General features: G+C 65.9%; 13 protein-coding genes, 1 tRNA gene and 1 pseudogene. 12 read left to right on the top strand and 3 right to left on the bottom strand.

The genetic code is table 11. The features are described from left to right. The first annotated feature begins 108 nt into the window (after positions 1-108). The 8 genes from GFD18_RS03050 to rplA all read left to right on the top strand — a co-directional run bounded on the left by GFD18_RS03050 (position 109) and on the right by rplA (position 6883). The gene (locus GFD18_RS03050) at positions 109-873 is read left to right on the top strand and encodes an aldolase/citrate lyase family protein (protein ID WP_163199912.1); all 765 of its coding nucleotides are present in this window, start codon (positions 109-111) and stop codon (positions 871-873) included. 201 nt (positions 874-1074) lie between these two features. Then, a complete protein-coding gene (locus tag GFD18_RS03045; protein ID WP_163199913.1) occupies positions 1075-1869 on the top strand; it encodes an IclR family transcriptional regulator in 795 nt (264 codons plus the stop codon). Positions 1870-2149: 280 nt separating this feature from the next. Further along, positions 2150-3367 (top strand): pyridoxal phosphate-dependent aminotransferase, encoded by a 1218-nt coding sequence (locus GFD18_RS03040; protein WP_163199914.1) that lies wholly within the window; start codon positions 2150-2152, stop codon positions 3365-3367. Positions 3368-3807: 440 nt separating this feature from the next. Then, positions 3808-3880, top strand: a tRNA-Trp gene (locus tag GFD18_RS03035). 42 nt (positions 3881-3922) lie between these two features. Beyond that, a complete protein-coding gene (gene secE, locus GFD18_RS03030; protein ID WP_163199915.1) occupies positions 3923-4153 on the top strand; it encodes a preprotein translocase subunit SecE in 231 nt (76 codons plus the stop codon). A gap of 87 nt (positions 4154-4240) precedes the next feature. After that, complete coding sequence (nusG, locus tag GFD18_RS03025; RefSeq protein ID WP_163199916.1) at positions 4241-5161, top strand: transcription termination/antitermination protein NusG; 921 nt, start codon at positions 4241-4243, stop codon at positions 5159-5161. Positions 5162-5742: 581 nt separating this feature from the next. Then, the gene (rplK, locus tag GFD18_RS03020; RefSeq protein ID WP_100510598.1) at positions 5743-6174 is read left to right on the top strand and encodes a 50S ribosomal protein L11; all 432 of its coding nucleotides are present in this window, start codon (positions 5743-5745) and stop codon (positions 6172-6174) included. 16 nt (positions 6175-6190) lie between these two features. Continuing rightward, on the top strand, positions 6191-6883 hold the full coding sequence (rplA, locus tag GFD18_RS03015) for a 50S ribosomal protein L1 (protein WP_100510599.1): 693 nt from the start codon (positions 6191-6193) through the stop codon (positions 6881-6883). Positions 6884-7391: 508 nt separating this feature from the next. On the opposite strand, the gene GFD18_RS03010 is transcribed toward rplA, so the two are convergent. The 3 genes from GFD18_RS03010 to GFD18_RS03000 all read right to left on the bottom strand — a co-directional run bounded on the left by GFD18_RS03010 (position 7392) and on the right by GFD18_RS03000 (position 11677). After that, on the bottom strand, positions 7392-9002 hold the full coding sequence (locus GFD18_RS03010) for a PucR family transcriptional regulator (protein WP_163199917.1): 1611 nt from the start codon (positions 9000-9002) through the stop codon (positions 7392-7394). A gap of 5 nt (positions 9003-9007) precedes the next feature. Beyond that, the gene (locus GFD18_RS03005; protein WP_163199918.1) at positions 9008-10978 is read right to left on the bottom strand and encodes a DUF6020 family protein; all 1971 of its coding nucleotides are present in this window, start codon (positions 10976-10978) and stop codon (positions 9008-9010) included. Positions 10979-11065: 87 nt separating this feature from the next. Beyond that, entirely contained in the window at positions 11066-11677 is a 612-nt protein-coding gene (locus GFD18_RS03000) for a biotin transporter BioY (RefSeq protein ID WP_163199919.1), read from the bottom strand. Between the two features lie 233 nt (positions 11678-11910). Here GFD18_RS03000 and GFD18_RS02995 point away from each other — a divergent pair, with 233 nt between their 5' ends. The 4 genes and pseudogenes from GFD18_RS02995 to GFD18_RS11370 form a co-directional block, all read left to right on the top strand. Continuing rightward, positions 11911-12900, top strand: coding sequence for a biotin--[acetyl-CoA-carboxylase] ligase (locus GFD18_RS02995; RefSeq protein WP_163199920.1), 990 nt, complete (start codon positions 11911-11913; stop codon positions 12898-12900). A gap of 63 nt (positions 12901-12963) precedes the next feature. Continuing rightward, positions 12964-14865 (top strand): ATP-binding protein, encoded by a 1902-nt coding sequence (locus tag GFD18_RS02990; RefSeq protein ID WP_163199921.1) that lies wholly within the window; start codon positions 12964-12966, stop codon positions 14863-14865. 1 nt (position 14866) lies between these two features. After that, positions 14867-16465 carry an acyl-CoA carboxylase subunit beta gene (locus GFD18_RS02985; RefSeq protein WP_163199922.1) on the top strand — a complete coding sequence of 533 codons (1599 nt, stop codon included), beginning with the start codon at positions 14867-14869 and terminating at the stop codon, positions 16463-16465. Positions 16466-16474: 9 nt separating this feature from the next. Further along, a pseudogene (locus GFD18_RS11370) lies at positions 16475-19558 on the top strand (fatty acid synthase subunit beta domain-containing protein); the annotation flags it as partial. Positions 19559-19994 lie beyond the last annotated feature (436 nt).

The raw sequence follows: 19994 nt of genomic DNA, 5'->3' as shown, positions 1-19994 counted from the left end.
CGCCTCCCGACTTTTCCGTCGCAACGATTCGTCGTCAACGCACCGCATCCCCGCAGCCCGCGCCAAAGGAGACCGATGAGCTACGGCACCCATACTGGAGAACACGCAATGACATCATTACCGCACAACGCTTTCAAGCAGGCACTGAAGGAAGGCAAGGAGCAGTATGGTCTGTGGATGGCCATGGCTTCCTCCACCGCCGCCGAGATCTCGGCCGACGCCGGCTACGACTGGCTGCTGGTCGACGGCGAACACGGTCCCTACGACCTCAACACCATCCTCGACGTGCTGCGCGCCGTCGCGCCATACGACACCACGCCCGTCGTCCGTCCCGCCGCCGCCGACCCCGTGCTCATCAAGCAGGTGCTCGACCTCGGCGCCCAGACGCTGCTGCTGCCCATGGTCAACAGCAAGGAAGAGGCCGAGCTGATGGTCAAAGCCGTCAACTACGCGCCCGAAGGCATCCGCGGCGTCGGCTCGCCCATCGCCCGCTCCGGCCGCTGGGGACGCATCCCCAACTACATGCGCGACGCCAAGAACGAGATCTGCCTGCTGCTGCAGTGCGAATCGCAGGAGGCGCTCGACCACATCGACGACATCGCCTCCGTCGAAGGCGTCGACGGCATCTTCATCGGACCCGCCGACCTCTCCGCATCGCTCGGCCACCCCGACGACGCGGCCGCCATCATGGACCAGGTCTACGACGCGTTCGACGTCATCAAGTCGCACGGCAAGGCCGTCGGCTTCCTCGCATTCGACGTGGCCACCGCCAAGGAGGCCTTCGCCCGCGGCGCCAACTTCGTGGCCGTCGCCGGCGACACCGACCTCTACGTGCGCGCCCTCGCCGAAGGCATCAAGCCCTTCAAGGGCTGACGATCGGCGTGTCTCTCGCCTCTGCAGCCGCCGAAGGCGGTCTGAGGGGAGCTCGCCCAAGATTCGCAACCCACCAACACTTACCTCTCCTTCCTGTTGCTGACGCATGCAGCCGCCAGTCGATGGCCTGGGTCTTCGGCCCGTCCATCGTCCGGCGGCTGCACGCATTTGCCGACACACCATCCACTAAGGTTGAATCCCATGGCAGAAAACACCGCCGCCCCATCGGGTACACGAACGCTCATCCACGGCATCGAGGTCATTCGCAGCGTAGCGAACGGCGCCGCATCGCTGCGCGAGGTCGTCGAGGCCACCGGACTCAGCCGCAGCACCGCGCATCGCCTCATCCAGGCCCTGCGCATCGAACGCTTCCTGCGCGAAAACTCCGACGGCAGCCTTCTGCTCGGTCCCGCGCTCATCGAACTCGGCTTCCAGGCCCTCAACAGCGTGTCGTTGCAGGCCGTCGCCCACCCCATCCTCCTCGACCTCGCCCAACGCGCCAAAGACACCATCCACCTCGCCGTCGAGGACTCCGGCATGGCCCTCTACCTCGACAAGATCCACGGCACCCGAGGCATCGAGATCCGATCATGGCCCGGCTGCCGCATGCCGCTGACCTACACCGGCATCGGCAAGGCCCTGCTCCTCGACTCGCCCGACCGCTGGCGCTCGCAATACATCCAGGACCGCAACCTCACCGGACGCGATCCCGAACACGACTACGCCGACGAATCCGCATTCTCCGCCGCCATGGCCAAGTTCGCGCGTCAGGGCTTCGCCTACGACCTCGAGGAGAACGAGCCCGGCATCCGCTGCGTCTCCGCCCCCGTGCGCGACGGCCGCGGCAAGACCGTCGCCGCCATATCCGTCTCCGGCGCCATCCAATTCATGCCGCCCAAGCGCATGCGCGCGCTGGGCCCCGTCGTCGTCGACGCCGCCAGCCGCATCAGCGCGGAATTGGGGTATAAGACCGCCGCCAACGAAAATATAGAGTGATGCCGCACGCATTGCGCCGGGTTTTGCGCACGAATCGTTGAATACGTTCATATTCTCCCGATCGTGAATTCACGAATCGATGGATATCCCCATATCCGATGAATCATCCATCCGAAAATCATGCACGAATCATCGAATACGCGTCTATTCGATGATTCGTGCACGAAAATGTCGGGGATGAATCCGCAGAAAGGCCCATATTCGTCGATTCATGCACGGTATATGAAAACGGCGCCGCTGTTTCTCGAAATCATCGCCATCTGGTTATAGGCTTGAGACCATGGCTGAACTCGAATCATGGCAGACCCTGAGCGATCGAATCAATTCCGTTTCCCCCTCCGCCACGCTGGCCGTGGATGGCAAGGCGAAAGCCCTCAAGGCGGCGGGCGTGGACGTGATCGGATTCGGCGCAGGCGAGCCGAACTTCCCAACCCCCGACTACATCGTCGACGTGGCCGCCGCCGCATGCCGCGACCCGAAGAACCACCGCTACACGCCCACCGCCGGCCTGCCCGAGCTGCGTGAGGCCATCGCCGAGAAGACCCTGCGCGATTCCGGCTACGAGGTCGCCCCGAGCCAGGTGGTCGTCACCAACGGCGGCAAGCAGGCCGTCTTCGAGACGTTCCAGGTGCTCATCAACGATGGCGACGAGGTCATCATCCCCGCACCGTTCTGGACGTCCTACACCGAGGTCGTCAAGCTCGCCGGCGGCAAGCCCGTCGAGGTGTTCTCCGGCTCCGACCAGAACTTCACCCCCACCGTGGCCCAGCTCGAGGCCGCCCGCACCGAGCGCACCAAGGCCATCGTGCTCAACTCCCCGTCCAACCCCACCGGCGCCGTCTGGCCCGAGGAGACCGTGCGCGCCATCGGCGAATGGGCCGTCGCCAACCACCTGTGGGTCATCTCCGACGAGATCTACGAGCACCTCAACTACGACGGCGCCAGGACCACGTACGTCGGCGCCGTGGTGCCCGAGGTGCGCGACCAGCTCATCGTGCTCAACGGCGTGGCCAAGACCTACGCCATGACCGGCTGGCGAGTCGGCTGGTCCATCGCCCCCGAACCGGTCGCCAAGGTCATCGCCAAGCTCTCCGGCCACATGACCTCCAACGTCGCCAACGTCTCCCAGCGCGCCGCGCTCGCCGCCGTCGCCGGTCCGCTCGACGAGGTGCACGTCATGCGCGAGGCGTTCGACAAGCGTCGCCGCGCCATCGTCGCCGCGCTCAACGCCATCCCCGGCGTCGACTGCCCGACCCCCACCGGCGCGTTCTACGCGTTCCCCAACGTCGAGGCCCTGCTCGGCAAGCCGCTCGGCCCCAACGGCTCCGTGGCCGCCACCAGCTCCGACCTCGCCGCGCTCCTGCTCGACGAGGCGCACATCGCCGCCGTCCCCGGCGAGGCGTTCGGTGCCCCCGGCTACCTGCGCTTCTCCTACGCGCTCGCCGACGACCAGCTCGCCGAAGGCATGAAGCGCTTCCAGGACTGGGTCGCCGCCTGACGGCCTGACGGGCCTCGCCCTCCGAGCCGGGCCGATCGGGACGACCGTGCCGAATAGGTCGAACCTTACCGATCGCGCCGGCCGGATCTGTCGTGCCGAATGGCGGGGCATATGCAGCGAGACGCGGGGCTTCGTCGGGCGAAACGCCGTCCGACGAAGCCCCGTATTCATGCATTGATGCAAGACCGAGACGTCGGGATCCCGACCTGATATGGCATCGCGCCGGCCGTCGTTCGGAACGTCATGAAGACAAGGCGCCGCAGCCTGCGTTCCCATATATACCGTCGGTCGCGACTCGCCGCGAATTCCCAACGTTTTTCGGCGACTTCGCCCCTCGACTGGACGGAATCGCAAAAGACCGCTATTATCTTCACTTGGCGGTTTCACCGCCCGTCTAACACCGATGTTCGCATATGTGTGTATGATAGGCGAGGTTACTTAGGGAAGTGGCGCAATTGGTAGCGCAACGGTCTCCAAAACCGTAGGTTGTGGGTTCGAGTCCCGCCTTCCCTGCTAGAGATGAACAACGGTTCCGCCAACCAGTGAGGATGAATGATGGCCAAGAAATCAGACGCTGAAGCGCAAACGGTGAAGCCGAACATCTTCATGCGTATTGGCCTGTTCATCAAGCAGATCATTGATGAGCTTCGCAAGGTCATCACTCCCACGCGCAAGGAACTGCTGTTGTGGTCCATCGCCGTGTTCATCTTCGTTATTTTCCTGATGCTGTTCGTCTCCGCCCTTGATTTCGGACTGGGTAAGCTGGTCTTCTGGGTATTCGGCTGAGCCGCAGCTGCTGCGCCGGCACGTCTGAACCGCGGTTCTCGAACAACGAACGCCATTGGAATCTCACTGCTTTAAAGGATGCATGGTATGACTGACGAACTTGATGTGAACGAAGAATCCGTCGAAAACCCGGTCGACGTCGAAGCCGTCGCCGAGGAGGCCGTCGCGGACGAGACCGAGGCTCCCGTCGAGAACGCCTCCGATTCCGAATCCGACGTCGAATCCAGCGAGGACGCCGTCGAGGCCGGGAACGCCGACGACGAGGCTTCTTCCGAAGAGGACGTCGAAACCGAGGCCGAGACCGCCGACGCCGCCGACGAATCCGGCGAGCCGGCCGAGGCCGATGCCGCCGAAGGCGACGAGACCGCCGATTCCGAGGACGAGGATGTCGACCCCGGCCAGGCCGCCGTCAACGCCTTCTCCAAGAAACTCCGCGGACTGCCCGGCAAGTGGTACGTCCTGCACACCTACTCCGGCTACGAGAAGCGCGTCAAGACCAACGTCGAATCCCGCGTCACCTCCTTCGGTCTCGAAGACCAGATCTTCCAGGTCGAAGTCCCCATGGAGGAAGTCGAAAAGCATACCGACAAGGGCAAGAAGATCATCACCCGCGTCCGTATCCCCGGCTACGTGCTCATCCGCATGACCGACGACGAGGAAGCCCGCCGCATCGTCCGCGAGACCGAGGCCGTCACCGGCTTCGTCGGCCCCACCAAGGACCCGGCGCCCCTCACCCGCAAGGAAGTCGTCCAGATGATGGCCCCGATGATCGCCTCCGAAGCGCTCAAGGCCGCCGGCGACAAGCCCGCCGCCGCCAAGAAGCGCACCGTCGAGGTCTCCTTCAAGGTCGGCGAATCCGTCACCGTCAACGACGGTCCGTTCGCCTCCATGTCGGCCGTCATCTCCGAGGTCTCCCCGGCCACGCAGAAGCTCACCGTGCTCGTGTCCATCTTCGGCCGCGATACGCCGGTGGAGCTTAACTTCGACCAGGTCGAGAAGATCGACTGACCGAAATCCGATGATGGAGCGTCTCCGTCGTTGCTCCTCAGTCGACGTACCTTCGTATGCTTCCCTCGGTGCGTCTAGGAGACACACGCATCATCGAATTTCATACTGAAATTAACTGATGGAGTGTCTTCCGCGTTGTGGAAGACACGACGTACCTTCGTATGTCTTCGTCCTCCACGCCTTGAAGCCGCACGCATCAGTGAATTTCAGAGGCTGAGAATGTCAAGGACTTCTGCTTGAGCAGGAGTCCTTTTTTTATCCATTTCGGGAAACTTGGTTAAAGCGGTTATGAACGGGTCGTTTTCGGGGCCTTTATATCGGTTTTTGCCAAATTACGGGCCGACGACGCGCAGACGTGTCTTGTCCAACGTCGTCGGCATAATAGGAAAGCTTGTGTCTGGAGGGATTCGGGCGATGCGGAACGCGGCTCGACGCCGCAAACGCATGGTCACCCGCTAGCACAGCACATAGCAATATTCAGGTTGCGGGAGGAGTTCGCCGCCGCCGAACCGGACGGCTCGCCGACCGGCAGGCACGGACGTTCGCCGATATCACCGCTTCACAGAAAGAAGAACCATACAATGGCTCCTAAGAAGAAAGTCTCGGCGCTGATCAAGCTCCAGATTCAGGCTGGCAAGGCCAACCCGGCCCCGCCGCTGGGCCCGGCCCTGGGTTCCCATGGCGTGAACATCATGGACTTCTGCAAGGCATACAATGCCCAGACGCAGGACAAGATGGGTCAGGTCATCCCGGTCGAGATCACCGTCTACGAAGACCGCTCCTTCACCTTCATCCTGAAGACCCCGCCGGCCGCGGCTCTGCTGAAGAAGGCCGCCGGCATCGACAAGGGCACCGACAACCCGCTGACCCACAAGGTCGGTTCCGTCACCAAGGCTCAGGTTCGTGAGATCGCTGAGATCAAGATGGCCGATCTGTCCGCTCGCGACATCGAGGCCGGTATGAAGATCATCGCCGGCACCGCTCGCTCCATGGGCATCACGGTTGAGGACTGAGAGGGGATAAGGACACATGGTAAAGCGTTCCAAGAAGTACCGCGAAGCTGCTGAGCAGATCGATCGCACCAACCTCTACACCGCCAACGAGGCCATCGCCCTGCTCAAGGGCATGCCGGCCTACAACTTCGACCAGACCGTCGAAGCCGTGTACCGTCTGAACGTCGACCCGCGCAAGGCCGACCAGCTGGTCCGTGGCACCGTCAACCTGCCTCACGGCACCGGTAAGACCGCCAAGGTCCTCGTGTTCGCCCGCGGCCCGAAGGCCACCGAGGCCACCGAGGCCGGCGCCGACATCGTCGGTGATGACGACCTGATCGCCAAGGTCCAGGGCGGCTTCCTCGACTTCGATGCCGTGGTCGCCACTCCGGACATGATGGGCAAGGTCGGCCGTCTCGGTCGTGTGCTCGGTCCCCGCGGCCTCATGCCGAACCCGAAGACCGGCACCGTGACCATGGACGTCACCAAGGCCGTCAAGGACATTAAGGGCGGTAAGATCGAGTTCCGCGTCGACAAGCACGGCAACCTGAGCTTCCTCATCGGCAAGCTCTCGTTCGACGAGGCCGCCCTCGACGAGAACTTCAAGGCCGTCGCCGACGAGATCAAGCGTCTTAAGCCGTCCACGGTGAAGGGCCGCTACATCACGAAGGCCACCATCACCTCCACCATGAACCCGGGCGTCCCGCTGGACGTCGCCACCCTCGCCTGATTTTTCCGGTTCGCCGGATGATCGGCCGGCTGCCGAACGTCGACATGGCGTCTTCGCGTCGTCGACATGGGCGGCCGGGTGAAGGACATGGTATTCGGTGAGATTCGTCTCCATCAATATGGCGGAGACGAATCCCGCTCCAGCTTTTAATAAGCAAAGATTGCAACACGAAGGCCCCGAGAGCCGCAAGGCTCCCGGGGCCTTTCGTATGTGTGCCACCGTTTTCGGGCCGCCCAACGAACGGGAATCATGGGGATGGGTTGATTCCCATCCGTTGCACGCACTCCAACAAACAGGAATCTGACGTTCCCTCTGGTTCCTGTTCGTCGTACGTACTGCAACGGATGGGAACCAGGGAGTCGCCGCGGTTCCCATCCGTTGCGTATCGCCTAACCAACGGGAACCCTACGTTCCTTTCGGTTCCTGTTCGTTGTAGACCATCCAACAAATAGGAACCAAAGTGCGGCCACGGTTCCCATCCGTTGCGAGGAACACGCGGGTCGATTCCCTACCCCTCCAGCATCATGCCGATCTTGATGGCGGTGAGGAGCACATACGCCTCGCGCGGGTCCATCGGATCCCAGCCCGTCACCTCCACAGACCGCTTCAGACGGTAGCGCACCGTATTCGGGTGCACGTTGAGTTCGCGCGCCGTGACATCCAGAGAATTGCCCGACCGGAGGAACGTCGACAGCGTCAGCAGCAGCGGATTATGCTCGTCGTCGCCGCGCAGCACGCGATACACGTTGTTGTAGAGTTCGCGGCGCGCATCGTCGTCGCCGAGCAGCGCGCGCTCCGGCAGCACGTCGTCGGCACGCAGCGGCCGCGGCACGTTCGTCAGACACTTCGACGCCTGACGGCTGTGCATCGCCGCACGCATCGTATACGATGCGCCGGCGAGGCCGTCACGCACCGGCCCGACGCATACGGCCGAATCATCGAACAACGGCAGCAGCGCCAACGTGAAATCGGTGCTTTCCATGCCATGACGCGGATCGATGAGCATCACCGTAAGCCCGTCATGCTCGCTGATGAGGCATTCGCCGCCGAGCGTGCGCACGGCCTCGCGCACATGACGATGCGCGAGCGCCAGGCTGATGTCGCCCGTGTGCGACAGCATGCCGACGATGGCGAAACACGAGAAATCACTGCGCCAACCCAGCAGATTCAGGCGCGACGCCACCTGATGGCTGGTCGTGCCGTCAAGCAGGTCGGCGATGGTAAGCGCCTCGAGCCGCGCGTCCCAGTCGCCGCGCGCCTGCGCGCTCGACGCGTATACGTTCGCCGCCGAGAACGCGACCTCGCGCGAATAGTAGAGCATCGCGCCCGACGTGGCCTGCTCCTTGCCCGGCTCGGCGAAGCGCGATACGTTCGCCTCCATCTGGTCCACGATGAACCGCGTCAGCTCCACGACCTGATTGAGGGAGATCGACTTGGTGAACTCCAACGGCGCCACGAAGAAGATCTCGTCGGTGTGCGGGCGCGGCAGGTCCTGCGCGGGAACGTTCGGGTCGAGGATGATGTCCTTGACCTCCTCATACCAGCTGACGAAGTTCGCCACGGCCGTCTCCGCCACGATGTTGAGCTGGTTCTTGTCGTCGGGAGTCAGCGCGCGGTACCAGGCGACATCGGCGTTCATCTTGTCCTGCGCGGTGAGCACAATCTGACGGATGACCGGCGGCAGATCGGGATGCGTGTCGATATGCGGCTGCCTGAGGCGGAAGCGTTCGGCCAGGGCCTGCGCCTCCTCGGCCACGTCGGGTTCGCGTTCGGTGATGTGCCGCACGTCGGCCGCGACCTGGTCGGACGTGGGGGAGTGCGGTGCGGCGGCCGCCGGGGCCGATACGGATGGGATGCCTGACCGCGATTGGTCTGCGGCGCCGGGCCGGGGGGCTGCCTTCGGCGCGGGGACGGCGTTCTTGCGCGTGGTCTTCGCGCGTACGGTTGTTTTGCGTACGGGCTGCCTGCGCTTGGCGGGGGCGGCCTGCGACGTGGCCGTTGCGCTGTCGTCGGTTGTGCGTCCGTGGGCGGCGTCGGCTTCGGGGGACGGCGCCTTGCGTTCGGCGGCCTGGCCGTCGTCGTCGCGTGCTTTGCGGGAGTGCAGAACCGAGAATTTCATACCGATTAGCATAGTCGCCGCATATCGGTCTTCGCGTCGCGGCGGAACCAGAGGGCGAGGAACGCGAACACGAAGACCAGCGGCAGCATATGGCGGTCGAAGTTGTTGGCCGGCGCGGTGATCATCACGCCCATGAGCAGCAGCATCGGCAGATGGAACGCGAGCGCGCGCCAACGCCGCAGCACCACTTCGGCCGCGCCGACGACGAGCACGAGAATCGTCCAGAAGTTGCCGTGGACAGGCCATCCGAGCACCGGGATATGCGACCAGCCGTTGAACACCCAGGCGACGGCGTCGCGCCATCCGCCCAGCCAGCCGCCGATGAACGGCGCGTTGGCTTTGATGACGCCGTTGTCCATGTAGTAGATGGCCGAAACGTAGGGTACGTCGGTCACATCGAAGTATCCGTAGCATTCGGCCAGCAATGCGTCGATGGCGACGACGGGGCTGGCCTTGACGATTTGCATCCACGCGTCGTTGAACCGAGTCATGTCGTCGGCGGTGACGGTCTGCCACTTGTAGGCGATGAGCTTGTCCTCGGCCGAACCGGACGATTTCATACGGTCGGCGTCCTGCGGGAAGTAGGCCTGCGCGGCGGCGTCGAGGTCGACGATCGGCGCGATCTCCTCGCGTGCGCCTTGCGGGATGCTGCCGGGGTCGCGCTGCGCGATGCGGCCGATCTGCTGCAGCTGAATGCCCTTGCTTTCGATGCCGTCGCCGTTGATGATGGTGTTCGTGGCGGTGAGCGCAGTAAGCATGCCCTGGAACGCGATGAGCGGGATGAGCAGCGCGACGGCCCATGTGCGCCAGCGGCGGCGGTCGGCCAAGAGGGCGAGCACGAGCTGCAACGCGACGATGTACAGCGCGTATTTGGCGCTCGCCAGCATGACGAGCGTGGATACGGCCAGCGCGACGACGGTGCGTGCGGGAACGGGGACGGCGTCGGGGCCGTCGGCTGCAGCGCCGGCAAAAGCCTTCGTCGCATGAATCTCGTACAGCACGCCGAACCACCAGACGAATGCGAATGCGAACAGCGGCGACTTCGTCAGGGCGATGGTGCTGGTCACGACAATGGGATTGAGCAGCAGCAGCGCGAGCACGACGATGCGCGTGGTTGCGGAAGCCGGGCGGGGGAGCGCGGCTTCCGCTGTGGAGATGTTCGGGTTGTTCTTCATTGGTTCCGTCGGCTCCCCTTGTCGAGGGGAACCGGCCGCCGTATGGCGGGCCGAGGGGAGGGAGGCGCCTGCGGAGCCGGATGCGTCGTGGCGCAGGAACGGCATGTTGAGGAAGCGGTTCGCGGTGGCGGCGCAGCAGAACGCGGCGAACGCGAACTGCAGGCCGGAAAGCAGTATGATGCCGGCGTCGACCGCGCCGGTGAGCGAGCGGCTCGCGAAGGCGACTCCGCCGTACAGCAGCGTGAGCAGGATGTTGTGCTGGTTCGTCAGGAACGTCGGATCGGCCGGCCACAGGTAATGCGCGGTCGGATAGACGTCCATGATGGTGTTCACCACGCCGGTGCCGTCAAGATAGGTCTGGGGATTGCCATGGGCCTGCTCCCAGAACGACGTGAACTCGCGGATCTGCGAGAACAGGTCGGCGCCGAACGCGCTGAGCAGCGTCACGTAGCACCACAGCCATCCGATGATGAACACCGCGACGAGCTTCCATGTGCGGTCGGTCGCGTGTACAATGGCCGGCTCATGCCTCGCGAGGAATCCGCGGAGTTTTCCACCGGCCGCGCCTTTGCTGCGTACAACTTTGGGGATATTCCACCCGCCGCGCGAAAGCCTCGCCAATCCGACGACCAGGCCGAGATACGCGGCGAACGCCACGATGCCGATCGCCGCGTTGCCCCACGAAAAATCGGCTATCGACCCGTCCGCACGGTAGATCGGTCCGACCGCCGTGCACAGGGCCAGCCACAGGCAGGCCAGGGCGGCCAATATCCATCGCAAAACATTCCAAACCGTATTCATCGCCCCCGATTCTATCGGGAGCACGTCATCTGGTCGCGCGAATCGACGGATGCATACACATCCGTCGATTCGCGCGGGAAAGCGAGATTATTTGCGGTGGGCGAGGCCGGCGCAGACGGCCGACACGATGACGGCCTTGGGCAGGTCGCCGATGAGGAATCCCAACGACGCCGTCATCACGGCGGCGAACGGCACGCCGGTCAGCACCGACTGCACGAACGCGCCGAACGGGTAGAGCACCACGATCACGCCGAGCACGATGGCGCCGAAATAACGCAACGCCGTCAGCACGCGGCCCCTCGCCGAATCGGTGCGAGCCTCGCCGCGCGTCAGCGCCGTGATGGTCACTGCGGGCAGGAACCCGATGAGGAAGCCGGCGCTCGGACCGACCAGCGCCAGCGTGGACGCGCCGCCCGCGAACACCGGCAGACCCATGGCGCCGGCCGTCAGATACGTGGCCACCGCGCCCGCGGCCTCGCGCCAGCTGAGCGTGAGCGCGGCCAGCATCAGCACGAACGTCTGCATCGTGATCGGAACCGGCGTGCCCGGCACCGGGATCTCGCCGGCGGCCGCAGCGGTCCACATCAGGCCGGCGAACAGCAGCGCCCTGGCTCCCGAGACCAGCAGACGCCGCGCGCCGGCGGCGTCCGCCGTCCGGGCGATGCGATCGAGGGCAGGACGATGGTGTTGTGAAATCATACAAATCCCTTCATAAGGTGACGTCGGCAATGATGCCCGTACGTCAAACGTTCTACGGTCGTGATTGTCAAAAACGTTGAAAAATCAAGTATTTTACGTAAGAGATGACCGCTGGTAATCCAGCATAGGAAACGGCCTTACGGAACCGTTTGTATGAACGTACAAAAACCGGCGGTGGATTTTGTCGCTTTCGGGATTCCGTCGCACCCGCGCGGATTGATAGCGTGGCGAATATGCCGATTCATGACTTTGTCTGGCGGGCGCCCGCCCCGCGAACCGCCGCCGAGGCGGATTCGCTGACGATTCTGGATACGGTCGATTCCACCAACACGATGATGACCCGCGACATCGCGGCGGGAGCGCACGGTGGGGATGCCGTGTCCCGCATCGCGAACCTGTACGGCGGGGAGTCCGGGGCCACCGCCGACGCGACGAAGACGAACGCCGCCGCATCGCATGCATTGCCGGTCGCCGTGGCCGTCTCGGACACGCAGACCAAATGCCACGGCCGTCTCGGACGCGTCTGGTACAACCGGCCGGGCCAGTCGCTGCTCGCATCGTTCGCCGTGCCCGCGCCCACCGCGCTCATCGGCGCCTCGATGGGCGGCTGGATCACCATGAGCGCCGGCCTCGCCGTGCTCGACGCCATGCGTGACGCCGCCGGCGAATACGAATTCACGGCGATTGTCGGCGACGACGGCGCCGAACGGGGGAAGCTCACCATCAAATGGCCGAACGACATCTTCTGCGATGGGCGCAAGCTGGCCGGCGTGCTCAGCGAATTCGTTCCCGTCGACGAGCGTTGGTCGGCCGTGGTCATCGGCATCGGACTGAACCTGTTCGTGCCGCGGGACGACCTGCCGACCGACATCGCCACGTCGCTGCAGCTGCACTACGACGGCCTGCCCGGCTATGCGACGCTGCGCGACGCGCTGATGGCCGGCATCGTCCGCCACCTGCGTGAACGCCTCGAACGCCTCTACGCCGATCCGAAGGCCGGCGTGGCCGGCGTGCTGCGCGAAATCGAGGCCGTGAGCTGGACGCTCGGCCGCCGCGTCGAGGCGCGGCTCGCCGACGGCGGCAGCGTCCACGGCACGGCGACGGCCATCAATCCCGACGCCTCGCTGACCATCCGCGACGATGCCGGCGAGACCCACGTCGTCACGACCGGCGACGTCGGCGTCATGCCGATGCCGGGTGTCATGCCGATGGCGGCCGCCTGAGACCCGAATCCTCATACCTCAATATCCAATACGAAAACACGAATCCACGAACCGAAGGACCCTATGCGAAAACTGTTGATCGCCAACCGCGGGGAGATCGCCCTGCGTGTGGTGCGAACCGCCCAGGAGATGGGCATCGGCACGGTCGCCGTGTACGCCGAGCAGGACCGTGACGCCATGTACGCGCAGATGGCCGACGAGGCGTATCTGCTCTCCGGCGACACGAACCTCAAGACGTATCTCAACGAGGACCTCATCGTCGACATCGCCAGGCGTTCCGGCGCCGACGCGCTGCATCCGGGATACGGCTTCCTCTCCGAGTTCTCGTCGTTCGCGCGCAAGGTGCAGGACGCCGGCATCTCATGGGTCGGTCCCAAGCCCGAGGCGCTCGACGAACTCGGCGACAAGATCAGCGCCTGCAAGGTGGCCGCGCGCGCCAAGGTGCCGGTCGTGCCGGGCCTGGCCGAGCCGGTCACCGACATGCGCACGCTGCTCGACTTCGCCAACGCGAACGGCTACCCGGTCATGATGAAGAAGGCCGACGGCGGCGGCGGGCGCGGCATCACGCTCATCCACAACGACGACGAGCTGCGCCAGTTCTACCTCAACCACGACGCCCTGCAGGGCGGCGACCTCGGCGACTACTTCATCGAGAAGTTCGTCGACAAGGCCCGTCACGTGGAGACGCAGTCCGGGCGCGACAGCCACGGCAACTTCACCGTCTACTCCACGCGCGACTGCTCCGTGCAGCGCCGCAACCAGAAGCTCGTCGAGGAGGCGCCGGCCCCGTTCCTCACCGCCGACGTGCGCGCCCAGCTCGAAGGCTTCTCCGAACGCCTGTTCAACACCGTGGACTACGTGGGCCTCGGCACCTGCGAGTTCCTCGTCACGCCCGCCGGCCGCGTCTACTTCATGGAGGTCAACCCGAGGCTCCAGGTGGAGCACACGGTCAGCGAGCAGGTCAGCGGCCTCGACCTCGTGCGCGAGCAGCTCATCATCGCCGACGGCGGCGAGCTCACCAAGGCGCCCGCCCCGCGCGGACACGCGTTCGAGCTGCGCATCACCAGCGAGGACCCGGCCACGAACCTCACGCCCAGCTCCGGCACCATCGAATCCATCACCTGGCCGTCCGGCCCCGGCATCCGCATCGACACCGGCGTGGAGGTGGGCGACACCGTCTCCCCGAAGGACGACTCCATGATGGGCAAGGTCATCGTCACCGCCCAGGACCGTCTCGCCGCCGTCGCCCGCGTGCGCCGCGCCCTGCGCGAGCTGAGCATCGAGGGCGTGCCCACCCCGGCCGGCCTGTTCCAGAAGATCTTCACCAACCCCGACTTCACCGCAGAGAACGGCCATCCGTTCGAGGTGACCACCAAGTGGCTGGAGCGCAACTACCTCAATGCCAAGCCGCAGGCCGTGTCCGCCGGCCAGCCCGCCTCGGTGAGCGGCCGCGACGAACGCCGCCCCTCCATGGAGACGTTCAACGTGGAGGTCGACAACAAGCGAGTGAAGCTCGCCGTTCCCTCCGATCTGCTTGCGGGCATCGGCTCCGGTCGCGGCGCGAGCGGCCCGCGCCGGCCCACCCAGCCGTTGCGCGGCACCGGACTGCACGACGTCGGCGAGAACACCCGTCATACGGACGACGCCGCACGCTCCGGCATCATCGTCGCCACCATGCAGGCCGTCGTCACGCGCATCAACGTGGCCGAAGGCCAGACGGTCGACAAGGGCGACCTGCTCGTCGTGCTCGAATCCATGAAGATGGAGAACTACGTGTACGCGCCCGCCAAGGGCGTCATCAAGGAGATCAGCGTGGGCGTGGCCGACGGCGTCGACCCCGGCCAGACGCTCGTCTCGATGGACATCGAAGGCGCGACGAACGAACATCATCGCGACGCCGACGCCGCCGCGGCCGGCGGCGAGACGGCCGGCGAAACGCATCCGACCGACGGAAAGGAGGCCTGAGATGACCGATACGCTGGGAGTCTCCGTCGACCTGACGAACGCGGCCGCCGCCCGGCACCAGCCGGTGCGCGAGGCCATCGCGCGCGCGGCCGAGCTCGCGCGCGACGCCGAGGCGAACGCCGTCAAGCGCCAGCACGCCAAGGGCAAGTACACGGCGCGCGAACGGCTCGACCTGCTGTTCGACACCGACACGTTCGAGGAGATCGGACGTTTCAACGGCGGCGACATCAACGCCGGCAAGGCCGGCGCCGCCGTCATCACCGGCTTCGGCAAGATCTACGACCGCAAGGTCGCCGTCTACGCGCAGGACTTCTCCGTGCGCGGCGGCACCATGGGACTGGCCGAGGGACGCAAGATCTGCCACCTCATGGACATGGCCATCGACCTGAAGATCCCCGTCGTGGCGCTCATCGACTCCGGCGGCGCGCGCATCCAGGACGGCGTGGCCGCGCTCGCCCAGTACGGCCACATCTTCCGCAAGACCTGCGAGGCCAGCGGCTTCATCCCGCAGATCTCGCTGATCCTCGGCCCCTGCGCCGGCGGCGCCGTCTACTGCCCGGCGCTCACCGACCTCATCATCATGACCAAGGAGAACTCGAACATGTTCGTCACCGGCCCCGACGTGGTCAAGGCCGCGACCGGCGAGACGATCAGCATGGACGAGCTCGGCGGCGGCTACGTGCACAACGCCAAGTCCGGCGTGGCCCACTACCTCGGCGAGGACGAGGCCGACGCCATCGACTACGCGCGCACCGTGCTCGCCTACCTGCCGTCGAACAGCGACGAGCAGGCGCCGACCTACGCGTACGCGTCCGGCCACGCCGAGCAGGAGGCCGCCAAGCGTATCGGCACCATCATGCCCGACAACGACCGTCAGCCGTACGACGTGCTCGACGTGATCCGCTGCATCGTCGACTACGGCGAGTTCGTGCAGGTGCAGGAGCTCTACGCCCAGTCCGCCGTCGTCGGCTTCGCCTGCATCGACGGCCGTCCCGTCGGCGTCGTCGCCAACCAGCCGAACGTGCTGGCCGGCATCCTCGACGTCGAGGCCTCCGAAAAGGTGGCAAGGTTCGTGCGGCTGTGCGACGCGTTCAACCTGCCCGTCATCACGCTCGTGGACACGCCCGGCTACAAGCCCGGCGCCGACCAGGAGCACAGCGGCATCATCCGCCGCGGCGCCAAGGTCATCTACGCGTACGCCAACGCGCAGGTGCCGATGATCACCGTCATCCTGCGCAAGGCGTTCGGCGGCTCATACATCGTGATGGGATCCAAGGCCATCGGCGCCGACGTGAACGTGGCGTGGCCCAGCTCGCAGATCGCCGTGCTCGGCGCGGCCGGCGCGGTGAACATCATCCACCGCAAGGACCTGCAGAAGGCCAAGGAGGCCGGACAGGACGTCAACGCCCTGCGACAGCGCCTGGCCGACGACTACGAGAAGACCACCGTGAACGCCAACCTCTCGCTCGAAATGGGCGAGATCGACGCGATGATCGACCCCGAACAGACGCGCGACGTCATCGAACGATCGCTCAGGCTCCTCTCCACCAAGCGGCGTCGCCGCCTGACCGGCAAGCACCACGGCAACCAGCCGATGTGACCGTCGGGCATGACCGCAGCGATGTCACGCCGCCCCGCAACCCAAGACTTGAATCAACCAACAGACCATAAGGAACACATGATGACCAACGAATTCTTCCTGAGCCGTCTTGCCGAACAGCCGCATGCACTGGCATTCGCAGGCCAGTCCACGCCGTGGCCGGTCGCGCTCGCCGACGAACTGCAGAACCCCGCGCTCGCCGAGACGCTGCACGGCCACGCCGCCGCGGCCCAGCGACTGCTCACGCCCGTCTCCGCCGAACTGCTCGCCACCACCGGACGCCCGGTCGACCTGTTCGGCTTCGAACCGAACCCGGCCCGTCTCGGCGCCGCGGCGGACGCGCCCGCCAGCGTGCCCGGCATCGCCCTCGCTCAGCTCGGTGCGCTGCTTGACGCCGCCGACCTCGGCTATGATGTTTCCGCCGCCCGCCCCGTGGCAGTGCTCGGCCACTCGCAGGGCATCCTCGCCGTGCACATGGTCAGGGCCATGCAGGAGGCCGGCTCCATCGACGCCGCATCCGACGCCATCGACGAGATCCTGGCGATCGCCACGCTGATCGGCGTGGCCGGCACCCGACAGGCCCGCAGCAGCGCGCTCGCCAGCCGCAGCGGCGACGCCACCCCGATGCTGTCCGTCAAGGGCGTGACCCGCGAGCAGATCGACGCGCTCGTGGCCCGCGTGGTCAACCCGCGCGGCCCGATCTCCGTGGCCGTGACCAACTCCGGCAACCACTACGTGCTCTCCGGCTACCCGGAGGACCTCGCCTCCTTCGAGATCGAGGTGGGCAAGGAGCACCGCCACCAGGCCAAGCTGCGTGAGGAGAAGGTGCGCGGCGGCCGCGTGTTCGACCCCACGCTCGAATACCTTGACGTGACCCTGCCGTTCCACAGCCCGATCATGGCCGACGGCGTGGAGCAGGCCGTGGCCTGGGCCCGCGAGTGCGGACTGGACGCCGGCCGCGCCCGCCTGCTCGCCGCCGAAGTGCTGCTCAACCATGTGGACTGGGCCGCCCGCGTGCGTGAGGCCCTGGAATCCACCGACCCGGGCAAGCTGTGGGTCGTGGACTTCGGCCCCGGCACCGTGGTCGGCAAGCTGCTGAGCACCGTGGCCCAGGGCACCGGCGTCGGCGTGGTGGATGCCTCCACCGCGGACGCCCGAACCACGCTCTCGGCGCTTGAGAGCGAGCCGGCCCGCACCCAGAACTGGACCCGCTACGCGCCGCGCGTCGTCGAGACCCCGGCCGGTCCGAAGGTGCGCACCGCGTTCAGCGACCTCACCGGCAAGCCCCCGGTGCTGCTCGCCGGCATGACGCCCACCACCGTGGACCCGGAGATCGTGGCCGCGGCCGCGAACGCCGGATACTGGGCCGAGCTCGCCGGCGGCGGCCAGGTGACCGCCGAGGTGTTCGACCGCCATGTGGCCAAGCTCGAGGAGGAGCTCGAGGAAGGCCGCACCGTGGAGTTCAACGCCATGTTCATGGACCGCTACCTGTGGAACCTGCAGTTCGGCTCGCAGCGCATCGTGCCGAAGAAGCGCGCCTCGGGCACGCCCATCGACGGCGTGGTCGTCTCCGCCGGCATCCCCGAGCTGGACGAGGCCGAGGATCTCATCCGCACGCTCAACGCCGACGGCTTCCCCTACGTGAGCTTCAAGCCCGGCACCGTCGACCAGATCCGGCAGGTCGTGCGCATCGCCAAGGCCGTGGCCCCCACGAAGGTCCTCATCGAGGTCGAGGGCGGCGCGGCCGGCGGCCACCATTCCTGGGAGTCGCTTGACGACCTGCTCATGAGCACCTACGCCGAAGTGCGCGAGCAGACGAACCTCGTGCTCGTCGTCGGCGGCGGCGCCGGCACGCCCGAACGCGCGGCCGACTACATCACCGGCCAGTGGTCGCGTGCCTACGACCTGCCGCTCATGCCGGTCGACGGCGTGCTCGTCGGCACCGCCGCCATGACCGCCAAGGAGGCTCACACCAGCCCGCAGGTCAAGCAGCTGCTCGTCGAGACCCCCGGCATCACCGGCGCCGACAAGGACGCCGACCCGTTCGCCCCGCTCGGCGAGCGCTGGGTGCCGTCCGGCAAGTCCGTCGGCGGCGTGGCCTCGGGCCTGAGCCACCTGCACGCCGACATCTACGAGGTGGAGAACTCCTCCGCCGTGTGCGGCCGTCTGCTCGTGCGCGTCATGAAGCACCCCGAGGAGCTTGACGAGCGCCGCGACGAGATCATCGCCGCGCTGAACAAGACCGCCAAGCCTTACTTCGGCGACCTCGACACCATGACCTACTACGCGTGGGCCAAGCGCTTCGCCGACCTGTCCTACCCGTGGGCCGACGAGACCTACGCCGACCGCTTCCTGCACCTGCTGCAGCGCATCGAGGCCCGTGTGCGCGACCAGGAGTCCGGCGAGTTCGAGTCGCTGTTCACCGGCCGCGACGACGTGCTCGAACCGGCCGCCGCGCTGAAGAGGCTCAAGGACGCCTACCCGCAGTCCGACGAGATCACCGTGGTGCCGAGCGACGTGGCATGGTTCCCCGTGCTGGTTCGCGAATACCCGAAGCCCATGCCGTTCGTGCCGGTCATCGACAACGACCTGCTGCGCTGGTGGGGCCAGGACCAGCTGTGGCAGTCCGAGGACCCGCGCTACTCCGCCGACTCCGTGCGCATCATCCCCGGTCCGATCTCCGTGGCCGCCATCACCACCGTGGACGAGCCGATCGCCAGCATCCTCGGCCGTTTCGAGTCCGCCATGGTCGAGCGCGTCAACGAGGCCTCGGCCGCCGCTGGCGCCGAATCCCCCGCCGCCTTCTCCACGCTCGGCGACTCGACCTCCGCCGAGGAGTTCATCCGCAAGAGCCCGAACATCTCCTGGGTCGGCCATCTCATGGCCAACCCCGCCTACGGCACCAAGGTCGGCGACGAATACTACGAGATTCGCAAGGTCGGCGAGGAGGGCGCCGTCGAGAAGTTCGACCTCGACATCCATCTCGACACTTACTGGGACAACGATCCCGACGGTGGCAGGAGCAAGCACGCCGTGCGCGACATCGTCATCCCGCTCAACGTGAACGGCGATGAGACCGGCCTGTTCCCGGTCGTCGACCGCGATCGCCTGCCCGAGCACGTGTACCGCATGCTGGCCGACACCGCCGGCATCGGCAACACCGCCATCACCGGCGACAAGCTCACCGCCATGCCTGAAATCGAGAAGGTCGCCGACACGACGACGTATCCGTTCGGCCAGGCCCATGCTACGTACACGCTGAGCGCCAACCTCGGCTTCGACCACGAGGCCGCCACCGGCGGCGCGCTGCCGGCCAGCCTCGTGCCGTCTCGCATCGCGCCCGACGCGCTCGTCGGCCCGGCGTGGCCGGCCATCTACGCGGCGCTCGGCTCCGTGTACGTGCATGGCTTCCCGGTCATCGAGGGACTGCTCAACGCCGTGCACCTCGACCATCTCATCCGTCTTGAGGTTACCGAGGACGAGCTGCTCGCCCACACCGGCGACACCATCTCGCTCACGTCGTGGGCCG

It is taken from the genome of Bifidobacterium saimiriisciurei (assembly GCF_010667655.1).
Lineage (GTDB): Bacteria > Actinomycetota > Actinomycetes > Actinomycetales > Bifidobacteriaceae > Galliscardovia > Galliscardovia saimiriisciurei.
This window is presented reverse-complemented; position numbering and strand designations above follow the sequence as displayed.